The following is a 14,460-nucleotide window of genomic DNA, read 5'->3' on the forward strand; positions in this document are numbered from 1 at the left end:
GTAAGCCTCGCCATTACGCAGGTGAGTTTGATCCAGGCGTGCAATTATCGAAACCCTGTTTCCATACTTCGATTGAGGATGTGCTATGACCCCGTCAGATGTTAAAGCCACGCTATCGTTCAGCGACAACTCGCCGAGCGTTGAAATGCCGATTTACAAGGGCACGATGGGCCCGGATGTGATCGACATCCGTAAGCTGTATGGTCAGACAGGCAAGTTCACGTACGATCCGGGCTTCATGTCGACGGCGTCGTGCAACTCGGCTATCACCTACATCGACGGTGACAAGGGCGAGCTGCTGTACCGCGGCTTCCCGATCGACAACCTCGCGCAAAACGCGGACTTCCTCGAAACGTGCTACGCGCTGCTGAAGGGCGAACTGCCGAACCAGGCGCAGAAGGACGAGTTCGTGAAGACGGTCACGAACCACACGATGGTTCACGAGCAGATGCAGTTCTTCTTCCGTGGCTTCCGCCGCGACGCGCACCCGATGGCGATTCTCGTCGCTGCAGTCGGCGCGCTGTCGGCGTTCTACCACGACTCGCTCGACATCAATAACCCGCGTCATCGCGAAGTCTCGGCGATCCGCATGATCGCCAAGCTGCCGACGCTGGTCGCGATGGCGTACAAGTACTCGATCGGCCAGCCGTTCGTGTACCCGCAGAACAATCTGTCGTACAGCGCGAACTTCATGCGCATGATGTTCTCGAACCCGTGCGAAGAGTACCAGGTCAACGAAGTGCTGGTCCGCGCACTCGACCGTATCCTGATCCTGCACGCCGACCACGAGCAGAACGCGTCGACGTCGACGGTTCGTCTGGCGGGTTCGTCGGGTGCGAATCCGTTCGCGTGTATCGCAGCCGGTATCGCGTGTCTGTGGGGCCCGGCGCACGGCGGCGCGAACGAAGCGGCGCTGAACATGCTGGAAGAAATCGGCTCGGTCGACAACATTCCTGAGTTCATCAAGCAGGTGAAGGACAAGAACTCGGGCGTGAAGCTGATGGGCTTCGGTCACCGCGTCTACAAGAACTACGATCCGCGCGCCAAGCTGATGCGCGAAACGTGCTACGAAGTGCTGAACGAACTGGGCCTGCACGACGACCCGCTGTTCAAGCTCGCGATGGCACTGGAAAAGATCGCGCTGGAAGACGAATACTTCGTGTCGCGCAAGCTGTACCCGAACGTCGACTTCTACTCGGGCATCGTGCAGCGCGCGCTGGGCATTCCGACGTCGATGTTCACGTGTATCTTCGCGATGGCGCGTACGGTCGGCTGGATCGCGCAGTGGAACGAAATGATCGGCGATCCCGAACAGAAGATTGGCCGTCCGCGTCAGTTGTTCATCGGCGAAACGCCGCGCGAAGCCAAGCCGATCGCTCAGCGCTAAGCCACGGGCGCGTCAGCGCTCTATGCTTGCGTTAAACGCATCGATTGAAACACCTCAACGGTTCGCCGTTGGGGTGTTTTGCTTTATATGCCGTTTGGCCAGGTCGGAGGGCGCTTGACCGGCGGTGGGCAAAAGGCAATAATGATGGCTCAAAACTACGTACCAGCGGGTGCGAAAAACGTAGCGCCGCCCGGCAAGCCGGGTCCCACCAGGAGTGGGAGTTTTGTCGAATGACAGATAGAGAATCCCGCATGCAACGGCCACCTCAGGTGGCCGTTTGTTTTTCTGCGGACCTATCCACGAATCCTTTTGCCAAGGTACGTCGCGCGCAGTAGCGTCGCGAAGCCGACTTTACCGGCCTTTTCCTGACGCCTCGTCAGTCCGTTGTCCAGCACGTAGGCCGACTGGATGCGCAACACGATGCGTCGCTTGCGGCTCCGGTCTCGTTCCGCTTCGAAGAAAACGGCGTAAAGCGATGTCGTGCCGTCTTCGTTCAGCTGTTCAAGCGTAACGAAGTTGGGTTGTTTCTCGCTGGCAATCGTAATGCGCCGGAACGGCAATTGAACGACGATTTCGCTTAGATGCCTGCGTGATAGTTCGTAGCGCTGCGGGTCGAGTACACGGCGTTCTTTGCCATCATCGTAGATTTCATCCGCAGGTATCAGATGAGTTGCGCGTGCGTCCCATCGGAAGCTACGGGTAAAGCAGTGGCATGAGAAAAGTACGAGTACGGTCACGTCTTCGCCTAATCCCAGATCGATCTTGAATGTGAAGGCATCGAGATGATTGAGATTCCACTTGGTTCCACGATAGCTCACCCCTGAGAATCGATGTCCAGGTTGAGGCGGTGAATCGACGGTCAAATATTCGAGTTGCGACATCGTTAGCATGGTTAGGGTGACTAACCATGCTATGGCGAACGCTGAAGTGGCCGCTATACGCCGTTCGGCCGACTGCCGCGTGTTTTTAGCTACCGCGTCGCAGGACGCGCCTTACGCACCTTCCCCCGTTTCAGCGCCAGTTGCCGAGCTTCCTGCACAGCGAAGCCTCGCCCGGCTTTCCATCCGATCATTTCGAAACGGGCTCGGACGCCCACCTCGGTAGTGCCGATACAGGTATCGGAACTACCACCCAACTCCATGTTTTTTATCGGTTTTCTCGATACGTGATGGTCCTGGAAAGTCAACTGCGTGGCATAATTGACCGGACACGAACTGCCCGATGTCATTACTATCCCCGCATACCATGGCACAGACTCTCTACGACAAATTGTGGAACACGCATGTGGTCCACACGGAAGAAGACGGCACGACGATTCTCTATATCGACCGTCAACTGCTGCATGAAGTGACCAGCCCGCAGGCATTCGAAGGGCTGAAGCTCGCGGAGCGCCCGGTGTGGCGCATCAGCGCGAATCTGGCGGTGTCGGATCACAACGTGCCGACCACGGATCGCAGCCACGGCATCGCTGACCCCGTGTCGAAGCTGCAAGTCGATACGCTCGACGCGAACTGCGACGCATTCGGCATCACGCAGTTCAAGATGAACGACATGCGTCAGGGCATCGTCCACATCATCGGGCCGGAACAGGGTGCGACGCTGCCCGGCATGACGATTGTCTGCGGCGACTCGCATACCTCCACGCACGGCGCGTTCGGCGCGCTGGCGCACGGCATCGGCACGTCGGAAGTCGAACACGTGCTCGCCACGCAAACGCTTCTTCAGAAGAAGAGCAAGAACATGCTGGTCAAGGTCGAAGGCCAGTTGCCGCGCGGCTGCACCGCGAAAGACATCGTGCTCGCGATCATCGGCAAGATCGGCACGGCGGGCGGCACGGGCTACGCGATCGAGTTCGGCGGCTCGACCATTCGCGCGCTGTCGATGGAAGGCCGCATGACCGTCTGCAACATGGCGATCGAAGCGGGCGCGCGCGCCGGCATGGTCGCCGTCGACGACACGACCATCGAATACCTGAAGGGCCGTCCGTTCTCGCCGCAAGGCGTCGAGTGGGATCAGGCCGTCGAATACTGGAAGCAGTTCACGTCCGATGCTGGCGCGCATTTCGATCGCGTGGTCGAACTGAACGCCGCCGAGATCGTGCCGCAGGTCACGTGGGGCACGTCGCCGGAAATGGTCACGTCCATCGACGCACGCGTGCCGGACCCGGAGAAGGAGAAGGACCCGGTCAAGCGCGACGCGATGGAACGCGCGCTGCAGTACATGGCGCTCGAACCGAATCTCCCCATCGAATCGATCAAGCCGGACAAGATTTTCATCGGCTCGTGTACCAACGCGCGCATCGAAGATCTGCGTGCGGCAGCGTGGGTCGTGAAGAAGCTTGGCCGCCGCGTCGCACCGAACATCCGTCTCGCGATGGTCGTGCCGGGCTCGGGCCTCGTGAAGGCGCAGGCCGAACGCGAAGGTCTCGACAAGGTCTTCACGGAAGCGGGTTTCGAATGGCGCGAGCCGGGCTGCTCGATGTGTCTCGCGATGAACGCCGACCGGCTGGAGCCGGGCGAGCGCTGCGCATCCACGTCGAACCGCAATTTCGAAGGCCGTCAGGGCGCGGGCGGACGCACGCACCTCGTGAGCCCCGCCATGGCAGCGGCTGCCGCCATCGAGGGGCATTTCGTCGACATTCGCAAGCTGGGATAAACGCCTCATGAACATCGATCGCATCGCACTTCTGCGCCGATTCGCACTCGCGACGCTAGCTGGGCTGTTGCTCGGCCTCGCTGGTTGCAACACGGTGCATGGCTTTGGCGAAGACCTGCAGCATCTGGGCGGGTCGATCAGCGACAAGGCGGCAAAGTAAGCGGTTTTTGATTCGCCGGAGGGCGTGGGTGATGCGCATGTGCGCCGCCGTCCGGCTTCGAACAGGCTAAAGCGTCATGGAAAAATTCATCGTACATACCGGCGTCGTGGCGCCGCTCGATCGCGAAAACGTCGACACCGACGCGATCATTCCGAAGCAGTTCCTGAAGTCGATCAAGCGCACGGGTTTCGGTCCCAACGCGTTCGACGAATGGCGTTATCTCGATCACGGCGAGCCGGGACAGGACAACTCGAAGCGTCCGCTGAATCCGGATTTCGTGCTGAACCAGCCGCGTTATCAGGGCGCGTCGGTGCTGCTCGCACGCCAGAACTTCGGCTGCGGCAGCTCGCGCGAGCACGCACCGTGGGCGCTGCAACAGTACGGCTTCCGCGCGATCATCGCGCCGAGCTTCGCGGACATCTTCTACAACAACTGCTTCAAGAACGGTCTGCTGCCCATCGTGCTGACGGATCAGCAGGTCGACCATCTGTTTAACGAAACATTCGCGTTCAACGGCTTCCAGCTGACCGTCGACCTGGAAAAGCAGGTCGTGCGCACGGCTGACGGCAGCGCCGAATATCCGTTCGAAGTCGCCGCGTTCCGCAAATACTGCCTGCTGAACGGCTTCGACGACATCGGCCTTACGCTGCGTCACGCGGACAAGATTCGCCAGTACGAGGCAGAGCGCATCGCGAAGCAGCCGTGGCTCAATAACCGCCTCGTGCGCTGAAGTTTTCGCGAAATCGCGCCTGATCCACGCCAGACAGAAACCAACAAGGAATACGCATGAAGATCGCAGTGTTGCCGGGCGACGGCATTGGCAAGGAAATCGTCAAGGAAGCCGTCAAGGTTCTGAACGTGCTCGGCGAGAAGTTCGAGCTGGAAGAGGCGCCCGTCGGCGGCGCGGGCTATGAGGCGGCGGGTCACCCGCTGCCGGAGGCCACGCTCAAGCTCGCGAAGGAAGCGGACGCGATCCTGTTCGGCGCGGTTGGCGACTGGAAGTACGATTCGCTCGAGCGCTCGCTGCGTCCGGAACAGGCAATCCTGGGTCTGCGCAAGCATCTGCAACTGTTCGCAAACTTCCGTCCTGCAATCTGCTATCCGCAACTGACGGGCGCGTCGTCGCTGAAGCCGGAAATCGTGTCGGGCCTCGATATCCTGATCGTGCGCGAACTGAACGGCGACATTTATTTCGGCTCGCCGCGCGGCGTGCGTGCAGCGCCGGACGGTCCGTTCGAAGGCGCGAAAGAAGGCTTCGACACGATGCGTTATTCGGAACCCGAAGTGCGCCGCATCGCGCACGTCGCGTTCCAGGCGGCGCAGAAGCGTGACAAGAAGCTGACGTCGGTCGACAAGGCGAACGTGCTCGAAACGTCGCAATTGTGGAAGGACGTGATGATCGATGTCGCGAAGGAATACGCGGACGTCGAGCTGTCGCACATGTACGTCGACAACGCGGCCATGCAACTCGTGAAGGCGCCGAAATCGTTCGACGTGATCGTCACGGGCAACATGTTCGGCGACATTCTGTCGGACGAAGCGGCAATGTTGACGGGTTCGATCGGCATGCTGCCGTCGGCTTCGCTCGACAAGAACAACAAGGGTCTGTACGAGCCGTCGCACGGTTCGGCGCCCGATATCGCGGGCAAGGGCATTGCGAACCCGCTCGCTACGATTCTGTCGGCGGCGATGATGCTGCGTTATTCGCTGAACCGGGCCGAGCAGGCAGACCGCATCGAAAGCGCCGTGAAAAAGGTGCTGGAACAAGGCTATCGCACCGGCGATATTCTTACGCCGGGCTGCAAGCAGGTCGGCACGGAAGCGATGGGCGATGCCGTCGTCGCGGCGCTGTAATTCTTCAGCAAACACGCGTGAATCTGCCAATTTTGTGCGGATTCACGCAAATCGCGGCGCCCGCGCCGCAAAAAACGGGTTTTCGTGTAGACTCATGTGATGGCGACGATTCCTCAAATCTCCTCGATTTCGACACTGCGCGGCAAAACGGCCCGCGTGGTTGCGCTCGCCATTACCATCAAAACGATTACCCCGAAAACGATCACGAAGCGCTGATCGTCCGTCGTGCCCGCCCATCTTCCCCGCGCGGTCACTGCGGGCAAAGATGCGGGGAAGTGTCCACTCGAAGGGTATGAAGTCATGAACGTAGGTCTCGTAGGTTGGCGCGGCATGGTCGGCAGCGTCCTGATGCAACGCATGCAACAGGAAGGCGATTTCGATCTGATCGAACCGGTGTTTTTCAGCACCAGCAATGCGGGCGGCAACGCGCCGTCGTTTGCCAAAAACGAGACCAAGCTCAAAGATGCGACAAGCATCGACGACCTGAAAAAGTGCGACGCCATCATCTCCTGCCAGGGCGGCGACTACACGAACGAAGTGTTCCCGAAGCTGCGCGCGGCGGGCTGGAGCGGCTACTGGATCGACGCGGCTTCGTCGCTGCGCATGAAGGATGACGCCGTCATCATTCTTGATCCCGTCAACCTCGACGTGATCAAGAACGCGCTGGTCAAGGGTCAGAAGAATTTCATCGGCGGCAACTGCACGGTCAGCCTGATGCTGATGGCGCTGGGCGGCCTGTTCCGCGAAAACCTCGTCGACTGGATGACGGCCATGACGTATCAGGCTGCTTCGGGCGCGGGTGCGCAGAACATGCGTGAACTGCTGAGCCAGATGGGCACGTTGCACGGCGCAGTGAAGGATGAGCTGGCCAATCCGTCGTCGGCCATTCTCGATATCGACCGCCGCGTATTGTCGGCCATGAACAGCGACAGCATGCCGACCGATCACTTCGGCGTGCCGCTCGCCGGCTCGCTGATTCCGTGGATCGACAAGGATCTCGGCAACGGCATGTCGAAGGAAGAGTGGAAGGGCGGCGCGGAAACCAACAAGATTCTCGGCAAGCCGGCAATGGGCGAGCCGGGTTCGATCCCCGTCGACGGTCTGTGCGTGCGTATCGGCGCAATGCGCTGCCACTCGCAGGCGCTGACCATCAAGCTGAACAAGGACGTGCCGCTCGACGAAATCAACGGCATTCTCGCTTCGGCAAACGACTGGGTAAAGGTCGTGCCGAACGAGCGTGAAGCGTCGATGCGCGATCTGTCGCCCGCCGTGGTGACGGGCACGCTGACGGTGCCGGTCGGCCGTCTGCGCAAGCTCGCGATGGGTGGCGAATATCTGTCGGCATTCACGGTTGGCGACCAGTTGCTGTGGGGCGCTGCTGAGCCGCTGCGTCGTATGCTTCGCATTCTGCTCGACAAGTAAAGTAAACTACGCGCGTTAACTGATCGACGCGTAGAAAACTCCCAAAAAGCGTCGCGTTTTTCGCGGCGCTTTTTTATTGTGTATTTCAGAATCTTGTCGCCAACACTTCTAAGCATGCGCCGCACGACCGCGCACGAAAGGTCCCGATGACGGCCCGATTCCCTCTTATTCCCGCCGCCACACGTAGCGGCACGCATCGGATTGCGGCAGCGGTCGCGATCGTTTTTGCCGGTGCACTTTCGATACCGGGCGCGGCACACGCTCAAACCACGGCCACGGGTGCTGCGGCGGCGAGCGCTCCGGCTGCGGCTGCTTCCGGCGGCACGCAGTTCACCGTTCAGCCGGGGCAATCGCTCAACGACGCTGCCGTCGCGATGACGCAGTCGCACGATCGGGCAGTGCTGGCGCGCGCGGCGAAAGCGATCTTCGACGCGAATCCGAACGCGTTCATGGGGCATGATCCGAGCCGGTTGCGACTGGGCGCTGTCCTGAATCTGCCTGCCGTCGATGCGACGGGGGCGGCCATCGGCGCGGCAGCCTCTGCTGCTTCCGGCGCCGCGGCACAGGCTGCGACCACCAACAACGCTGCCACGGCGACTCCCGAATCCGCGCCCGCTACAACGGCTGCTGGCGCGAGCGCTGTCGCAGCCGGCGCGTCGTCGACGGTGGAAGCGGCCGCCACGAGTCCAACGCAGAGCGCCAGCGCGCCGGCCACCGTAGAGCTGACGTCCGCACCCGCAATCGGCGCGCTGCCCACGAGCGGCGCGGCTGCATCCTCGGCTTCGGGGGCGAGCGGCACGCATTCCTACACGGGTTCCATCCAGGGCAGCGAGTCCGCTGCTACACCGCCCGGTACGCCCGCAACCGGCAACGCGCAGCCCGCGTCGCAGGCGCGTCCGTCGAGCTTGCAGCAACTCCTCGCGCTGAAGAACCGCGTGCTGATGGAATTGCAGAAGCACGGTATTGGCAAGCAGCCGGGTGCAAACGAAAACGCGCCCACGGCACCGGGCGCGACGCAGTCGTCGAGCGCGACGCCCGGCGCCGGCGCACCTGCTCATGCTGCGTCGGCGGCTGCGCAGCCCGCGAATCTGCCGATGGGCATTTCGCAGGAATATCTGGGCGTGGCGGCCATCGTCGGCGCGGGGCTTGTGGCGCTGCTGGCCGGTTTGACGATGCGTCGGCGTCGCAAAGCCGCGCGCGCGCAGGAAGCGGCGACGGACGACGTTGCGCGCGAAGATGAGACGCCCGTTGCGCCCACGGCTGTCGAGCCGGTCGCGGTCGCGCGTAGCGATGAGCCGCCTGCATCGCCGCACGAACCGTCAGAAACCGGCTCGCGCGAGGCCGGTCCGGCTGCGGTTGTTGCGGCTGCTGCGATTTCGCCCGCATTCGATCACGACACATCACCGAAACCCGAACCTGAAACGTTCGACAGCGCATCCGCCGAGGCCTCGCTCGACGCAGCCACAGCGCTCGGCGCCGATGCATTGCCCCGCGAATCGCTCGATCCGGCACGCGAAGATGCGCGTGCCGCCGAAGCAGCCGAACGGGAACAGGCCGCGCGCGAACAGGAACCGACGACGAGCGAACCTGCCGCCGAACTGCCGCTCGACGAGCAGCCGATCCACGAACCCGTCGAGCCGCATTTCGCTGAGCCGATCGAAGCACCGCACGACGAGTCTGGCGCGAAACCCAAGCCGTTCGCATTCGACCTTGGCGCGACGCCGGAAACCGGGCAGCACGAACCCAAGTTCGAGCAGCCCACCGCTTCCGTTGCGCCGCCCATCCAGTTGAGTCATGTGGAACCCGCCGCGCAGCACGAGCAACTGATCGAGCCGCTGCCCGAACTGAATGAACTGCACCCAGCCGACGCCGAGGACGCAGCGGAACAGCGCGCGTCGGCGTCGCTTCCGCTCGGCGCGCCGCCGCCGCTGGAACCGGCTGTACCGGAGGCATTCCCGCGCGACGCGATGCGCGCGCTCGACAGCATCGATGAATTCGCTTTGCCGCCGCGCGCCGAGCCGTCGGCAAGCGACGCACCCGCTGTGACGCAGCCCGTCGTCGCGCCCGAAATCACGGCGCAACAGGCGTTGCCGGCGCACGCGCCGCAGGCGTCTGCTGTCGCTGGCGAAATCATCGCCGGCACGGCCGGTGCGGCCGCCGTCGCCGGTCTGGGTGCCGCGCGCTTCGGCGCTTTGAAGCTCGATTTCGATCTGGAACTGCCGCCGTCGCCGTCGCAGGTCGTGCCCGCGTTCACGCCGGACGAAGTCGCGCGCATCGCCCGCAACAAGCTCGATCTGGCCGTGGAGTACATCGATCTCGGCGACGTGGTCGGCGCGCGCACGCTGATCAACGAAGTCATCGAATCGAACGACGCCGACACGCGCGCCGACGCTCGCGCGCTGCTGTCGACGCTCGCGCCGCTTTCGTGATGACGCGGATCGCGCTTGGCATCCAGTACGACGGCGCGGCGTTTTGCGGCTGGCAGTCGCAGCCGCACGGCAAGACCGTGCAGGACGCACTCGAACGGGCACTGCGCGAATTCGCGCAGACGCCGCTGCAGACGGTCGTGGCGGGCCGCACGGATACGGGTGTTCACGGTCTCGGGCAGGTTGTGCATTTCGACACCGAGCTCGACCGGACCGACTTTTCGTGGGTGCGCGGCACGAACGCCTTCTTGTCGTCGACGGTCGCCGTGCAATGGGCCAAGCCGATGCCAGACGCGTTCCACGCGCGCTTTTCGGCTTTCGAGCGCACCTATTACTACGCGCTATACGTCCACCCCGTGCGCTCGCCGATGCTCACGGGCCGGGCCGGCTGGATTCACACGCCGCTCGACGTCGACGCGATGCGCGACGCGGCCGCCTGCCTGCTCGGTGAGAATGATTTCTCGGCGTTCCGCTCGTCGGAATGCCAGGCGAAGACGCCCGTCAAGCATCTGTATCAGATCGATATCCGGCCGCAGGGCGATTTCATCCACTTTCGCTTTCGCGCCAATGCGTTCCTGCATCACATGGTGCGCAACCTGATGGGCTGTCTCGTGGCCGTGGGCCGCGGGCGCTATCCGGCAGCGTGGCTCGCGGAAGTTCTGCAAGGCCGCGACAGGAAACGCGCGGCGCCCACCTTCATGCCCGACGGGCTGTATCTCGCTCAAGTGGGCTATCCTGAGGCGTTCGCCGTGCCTGCCCCGCAGGCGGGCAGCGTTCCGTGGAGCACCGTTTGGACCGACTCATGACTTCCGCCGACACTCAAGCCGCAAGCGCTTCGCCCGCCACCGACACCGTGCCGCACCGCACGCGCATCAAGCTGTGCGGCCTCGGCAACGCCGCCGATGTCGCCCATGCCGTCGCCCTGGGCGCCGATGCGATCGGCCTCGTGTTCTACCCGCCCAGCCCGCGCGCGTTGAGCATCGCGCAGGCGGTCGAGATGACGCGGGTCGTGCCGCCGTTCGTGTCGGTTGTCGGGCTGTTCGTGAATCCCACGTCCGAATGGTTCAGCGAAGTCACCTGCAATGTGCCGCTGACGATGCTGCAGTTCCACGGCGACGAAACGCCCGAGCAGTGCGAAAAGCTGGCTGGCGTTGCGGGTTTGCCTTGGTTGCGCGCATTGCGGATTGCGGCAGATACTCAACCGGCCGATTTGGTAGAATCGGCGCTTAACTATTCAGCCGCCAGTGGTCTTCTGTTCGACACACATGTCGAGGGCTACGGCGGCGGCGGGAAGGTCTTCGATTGGTCACTTATTCCACAAGAGCTCGCGCGTCGGGCCGTTTTGAGTGGTGGGTTGAACACGCAAAACGTCAGTGATGCGATTCATCGCGTGCGCCCGTACGCGGTCGATGTCTCGAGCGGCATCGAGGTGCCGGGCGCAAAGGGTGTGAAGGATCACGCCCGGATGGCGGCGTTCGTGCGCGCAGTGCGCGAAGCGGACGCCCGGTGATTCCCAGGCCGCGCCTCGCAGCGAGCGAGTGCTGCGGCATACTGAGAAGAGTGACGGAATATGTACAACTTACCCGATGAACGTGGCCATTTCGGCCAATATGGCGGCGTGTTCGTTGCCGAGACGCTGATGCACGCGCTCGACGAACTGCGCCAAGCCTATGAGAAATACTCCCAAGACGCTGACTTCATCGCCGAATACGAACGCGAACTGAAGTACTTCGTCGGTCGTCCTTCCCCTGTTTATCACGCGCAACGCTGGAGCGAACTGCTCGGTGGCGCGCAGGTTTATCTGAAGCGCGAAGACCTGAACCACACGGGCGCGCACAAGGTGAACAACGTGATCGGCCAGGCGCTGCTCGCCAGGCGGATGGGCAAGCCGCGCGTGATCGCTGAGACGGGCGCGGGCCAGCACGGCGTTGCAACGGCGACCATCGCGGCGCGCTTCGGCATGGAGTGCATCGTCTACATGGGCGCGGAAGACGTGCGCCGCCAGGCCGCGAACGTCTACCGGATGAAGCTGCTGGGCGCGACTGTCGTACCCGTCGAATCCGGTTCGCGCACGCTGAAAGACGCGTTGAACGAAGCGATGCGCGACTGGGTCACGAACGTCGAAAACACGTTCTACATCATCGGCACGGTGGCGGGGCCGCATCCGTATCCGATGATGGTGCGCGACTTCCAGCGCGTGATCGGCGACGAATGCAAGGTGCAGATGCCCGAACTGACGGGCCGTCAGCCGGATGCCGTGATCGCGTGCGTTGGCGGCGGATCGAATGCGATGGGTATCTTTTACCCATACATTGACGACAAATCGGTGAAGCTGATCGGCGTGGAAGCCGCCGGCGACGGCATCGACACGGGTCGTCACGCGGCGTCGCTGATCGGCGGCAGCCCCGGCGTGCTGCATGGTAACCGCACCTATCTGCTGCAGGACGAGAACGGCCAGATCATCGAGACGCATTCGGTGTCGGCGGGTCTCGACTATCCGGGCGTCGGTCCCGAGCATGCATGGCTCAAGGACAGCGGCCGCGCCGAATACGTCGGCATCACCGACGAAGAGGCGCTCAAGGCATTCCACGACTGCTGCCGGATCGAGGGCATCATTCCCGCGCTCGAGTCGAGCCACGCGCTCGCGTACGCGGCGAAGCTCGCGCCGACTTTGCCGAAGGACAAAATCCTTCTGGTGAACCTGTCGGGCCGGGGCGACAAGGACATGCACACGGTCGCCGAGCGATCGGGCATCCAGTTCTGAGCGCCCAGGCGATGCGCGACGAGTTCGAGGAGCCGCAGCCGCCCGCGCTGGATGACGCCGAAGCAGGCGTCGCCGGAGCGTTGCACGCGGGCGCTGTGCCGCTGTTGCCGGTGCCTTCGGGCATCGAGCTCCAGAACCGCGATTTTCTGACCGATGCAGCGAACCTGCCGGACGGCTCGATCGATCTGATCGTCGCCGATCCGCCGTATGGCCTCGGCAAGGACTATGGCAACGATTCCGACATGCGCTCGGGCGAGGATTTTCTCGCCTGGACGCGTGCCTGGCTCGAACTCGCCATTCCGAAGCTGAAGCCGTCGGGTTCGCTGTACATCTTCTGCACATGGCAGTACGCGCCGGAAATCTTCGTGTTTCTGAAGAGCCGCCTGACGATGGTCAACGAGATCATCTGGGACCGGCGCGTGCCGAGCATGGGCGGCACGACGCGCCGCTTTACGTCCGTGCACGACAACATCGGTTATTTCGCGGTGTCGAAAGACTACTATTTCGACCTCGACCCCGTCCGTATCCCGTACGATGCCGCCACGAAGAAGGCGCGTTCGCGTAAGTTGTTCGAAGGAAGCAAGTGGCTGGAGATGGGCTACAACCCGAAGGACGTCTGGTCGGTTTCGCGTTTGCACCGGCAACACGCCGAACGCGTCGACCATCCGACCCAGAAACCGCTCGAAATCGTCGAGCGGATGGTGTTGGCCAGCTGCCCGCCGGGTGGCCGTGTGCTTGATCCCTTCATGGGAAGCGGCACGACGGCAGTCGCTTGCGCCCGCCAGAAGCGCGAATTCGTCGGCTATGAGATCAATGAAAGTTACTGCGCGATAGCGCGAGAACGCGTCAGTTTGGCGGCAAATTCGCCGGAACCCGTTTCGCGCCGGAAAGCAGCCGTTGCCAACACTACGACGACGGCTTGACGCCAAACCGCGCAGTCATCGACTTCGAGAAAATTCCATGTCCCGTATTCAATCCACGTTCGCGGCACTGGCCGCGCAGGGCAAGAAAGGTCTGATTCCGTTCATCACCGCTGGTGATCCCGATCCGGCGCGCACCGTCGAGTTCATGCACGCGCTCGCGAAGGGCGGTGCTGATGTGATCGAGCTTGGCGTGCCGTTTTCCGACCCGATGGCCGACGGTCCCGTGATCCAGCAGTCCTCGGAACGCGCGCTGGCAAAGGGCGTGTCGCTGAAACACGTGCTCGCCGACGTCAAGCGCTTCCGCGAAACCGACGACAAAACGCCCGTCGTGCTGATGGGCTATGCGAATCCCATCGAGCGCATGGGCGCCGACGGGTTCGCGGCTGCCGCGAAGGAAGCGGGCGTCGACGGCGTGCTGGTTGTCGACTATCCGCCCGAAGAATCGGCTATCTTCGCCGAAAAGGTGAAGGCGGCCGGGATCGATCCGATTTTCCTGCTCGCGCCCACGTCGACGGACGAGCGCATCGCGGAGGTTGGTAAAATCGCGTCCGGTTATGTCTACTATGTGTCGCTCAAAGGTGTCACGGGCTCTGCAAATCTGGACGTTTTGAGCATCGCGGGTAAAATCCCGGCCATCAAGTCGCGCGTACCGCTGCCGGTGGGCGTCGGTTTCGGTATTCGCGACGCGCAATCTGCGCGCGCCGTGGCCGAAGTTTCCGATGCCGTCGTGATCGGCAGCCGTATCGTGCAGTTGCTCGAAGAAGCAGCACCCGAGTCCGCTGCGAGCAAGCTGACGAGTTTCATTGCTGAAATTCGCCAGGCGCTCGACAGCATCGGCGCGACTGCCCGATAAACATCATTTTTGTCGC

The 14,460-nt window shown here is 62.6% G+C and carries 13 protein-coding genes; 12 read left to right on the forward strand and 1 reads right to left on the reverse strand.

Features of this window, described 5'->3' with window-relative positions; translation table 11 throughout:
- Positions 1–85 precede the first annotated feature (85 nt).
- On the forward strand, positions 86–1,387 hold the full coding sequence (gene gltA, locus H1204_RS28095; protein ID WP_007579626.1) for a citrate synthase: 1,302 nt from the start codon (positions 86–88) through the stop codon (positions 1,385–1,387).
- Between the two features lie 293 nt (positions 1,388–1,680).
- On the opposite strand, the gene H1204_RS28100 is transcribed toward gltA, so the two are convergent.
- Positions 1,681–2,268, reverse strand: coding sequence for a hypothetical protein (locus H1204_RS28100; protein WP_243468689.1), 588 nt, complete (start codon positions 2,266–2,268; stop codon positions 1,681–1,683).
- 364 nt (positions 2,269–2,632) lie between these two features.
- Here H1204_RS28100 and leuC point away from each other — a divergent pair, with 364 nt between their 5' ends.
- The 11 genes from leuC (at position 2,633) to trpA (ending at position 14,444) form a co-directional block, all read left to right on the forward strand.
- Entirely contained in the window at positions 2,633–4,042 is a 1,410-nt protein-coding gene (gene leuC / locus H1204_RS28105) for a 3-isopropylmalate dehydratase large subunit (RefSeq protein ID WP_180733328.1), read from the forward strand.
- A 7-nt stretch (positions 4,043–4,049) separates the two neighbouring features.
- Positions 4,050–4,202 (forward strand): entericidin A/B family lipoprotein, encoded by a 153-nt coding sequence (locus H1204_RS28110; RefSeq protein WP_007579623.1) that lies wholly within the window; start codon positions 4,050–4,052, stop codon positions 4,200–4,202.
- A 76-nt stretch (positions 4,203–4,278) separates the two neighbouring features.
- Positions 4,279–4,932: a 3-isopropylmalate dehydratase small subunit gene (gene leuD / locus H1204_RS28115; protein WP_042315427.1), complete on the forward strand. Its 654-nt coding sequence runs from the start codon at positions 4,279–4,281 to the stop codon at positions 4,930–4,932.
- A 56-nt stretch (positions 4,933–4,988) separates the two neighbouring features.
- The gene (gene leuB, locus H1204_RS28120; RefSeq protein WP_180731739.1) at positions 4,989–6,056 is read left to right on the forward strand and encodes a 3-isopropylmalate dehydrogenase; all 1,068 of its coding nucleotides are present in this window, start codon (positions 4,989–4,991) and stop codon (positions 6,054–6,056) included.
- A 300-nt stretch (positions 6,057–6,356) separates the two neighbouring features.
- Positions 6,357–7,478, forward strand: a complete 1,122-nt coding sequence (gene asd, locus H1204_RS28125) for an aspartate-semialdehyde dehydrogenase (RefSeq protein WP_180731740.1) — start codon at positions 6,357–6,359, stop codon at positions 7,476–7,478.
- A gap of 146 nt (positions 7,479–7,624) precedes the next feature.
- Positions 7,625–9,907, forward strand: a complete 2,283-nt coding sequence (locus H1204_RS28130; RefSeq protein WP_180731741.1) for a FimV/HubP family polar landmark protein — start codon at positions 7,625–7,627, stop codon at positions 9,905–9,907.
- A complete protein-coding gene (truA, locus tag H1204_RS28135) occupies positions 9,907–10,710 on the forward strand; it encodes a tRNA pseudouridine(38-40) synthase TruA (RefSeq protein ID WP_180733329.1) in 804 nt (267 codons plus the stop codon). The genes H1204_RS28130 and truA overlap by 1 nt, the downstream gene beginning before the upstream one ends.
- Positions 10,707–11,414 carry a phosphoribosylanthranilate isomerase gene (locus H1204_RS28140; RefSeq protein WP_180731742.1) on the forward strand — a complete coding sequence of 236 codons (708 nt, stop codon included), beginning with the start codon at positions 10,707–10,709 and terminating at the stop codon, positions 11,412–11,414. Before truA ends, H1204_RS28140 begins: the two co-directional genes overlap by 4 nt.
- A gap of 60 nt (positions 11,415–11,474) precedes the next feature.
- Complete coding sequence (trpB, locus tag H1204_RS28145) at positions 11,475–12,668, forward strand: tryptophan synthase subunit beta (protein ID WP_180731743.1); 1,194 nt, start codon at positions 11,475–11,477, stop codon at positions 12,666–12,668.
- An 11-nt stretch (positions 12,669–12,679) separates the two neighbouring features.
- Positions 12,680–13,591 (forward strand): site-specific DNA-methyltransferase, encoded by a 912-nt coding sequence (locus H1204_RS28150; RefSeq protein WP_180731744.1) that lies wholly within the window; start codon positions 12,680–12,682, stop codon positions 13,589–13,591.
- A gap of 37 nt (positions 13,592–13,628) precedes the next feature.
- A complete protein-coding gene (gene trpA, locus H1204_RS28155) occupies positions 13,629–14,444 on the forward strand; it encodes a tryptophan synthase subunit alpha (protein WP_180731745.1) in 816 nt (271 codons plus the stop codon).
- Positions 14,445–14,460: the final 16 nt, after the last annotated feature.

The organism is Paraburkholderia sp. PGU19, assembly GCF_013426915.1.
GTDB lineage: Bacteria > Pseudomonadota > Gammaproteobacteria > Burkholderiales > Burkholderiaceae > Paraburkholderia.

Coding starts and splice junctions, on each gene's coding strand:
- gltA (WP_007579626.1), top strand. CDS start 86: ATGACCCCGTCAGATGTTAAAGCCACGCTATCGTTCAGCGACAACTCG.
- H1204_RS28100 (WP_243468689.1), bottom strand. CDS start 2,268: ATGTCGCAACTCGAATATTTGACCGTCGATTCACCGCCTCAACCTGGA.
- leuC (WP_180733328.1), top strand. CDS start 2,633: ATGGCACAGACTCTCTACGACAAATTGTGGAACACGCATGTGGTCCAC.
- H1204_RS28110 (WP_007579623.1), top strand. CDS start 4,050: ATGAACATCGATCGCATCGCACTTCTGCGCCGATTCGCACTCGCGACG.
- leuD (WP_042315427.1), top strand. CDS start 4,279: ATGGAAAAATTCATCGTACATACCGGCGTCGTGGCGCCGCTCGATCGC.
- leuB (WP_180731739.1), top strand. CDS start 4,989: ATGAAGATCGCAGTGTTGCCGGGCGACGGCATTGGCAAGGAAATCGTC.
- asd (WP_180731740.1), top strand. CDS start 6,357: ATGAACGTAGGTCTCGTAGGTTGGCGCGGCATGGTCGGCAGCGTCCTG.
- H1204_RS28130 (WP_180731741.1), top strand. CDS start 7,625: ATGACGGCCCGATTCCCTCTTATTCCCGCCGCCACACGTAGCGGCACG.
- truA (WP_180733329.1), top strand. CDS start 9,907: ATGACGCGGATCGCGCTTGGCATCCAGTACGACGGCGCGGCGTTTTGC.
- H1204_RS28140 (WP_180731742.1), top strand. CDS start 10,707: ATGACTTCCGCCGACACTCAAGCCGCAAGCGCTTCGCCCGCCACCGAC.
- trpB (WP_180731743.1), top strand. CDS start 11,475: ATGTACAACTTACCCGATGAACGTGGCCATTTCGGCCAATATGGCGGC.
- H1204_RS28150 (WP_180731744.1), top strand. CDS start 12,680: ATGCGCGACGAGTTCGAGGAGCCGCAGCCGCCCGCGCTGGATGACGCC.
- trpA (WP_180731745.1), top strand. CDS start 13,629: ATGTCCCGTATTCAATCCACGTTCGCGGCACTGGCCGCGCAGGGCAAG.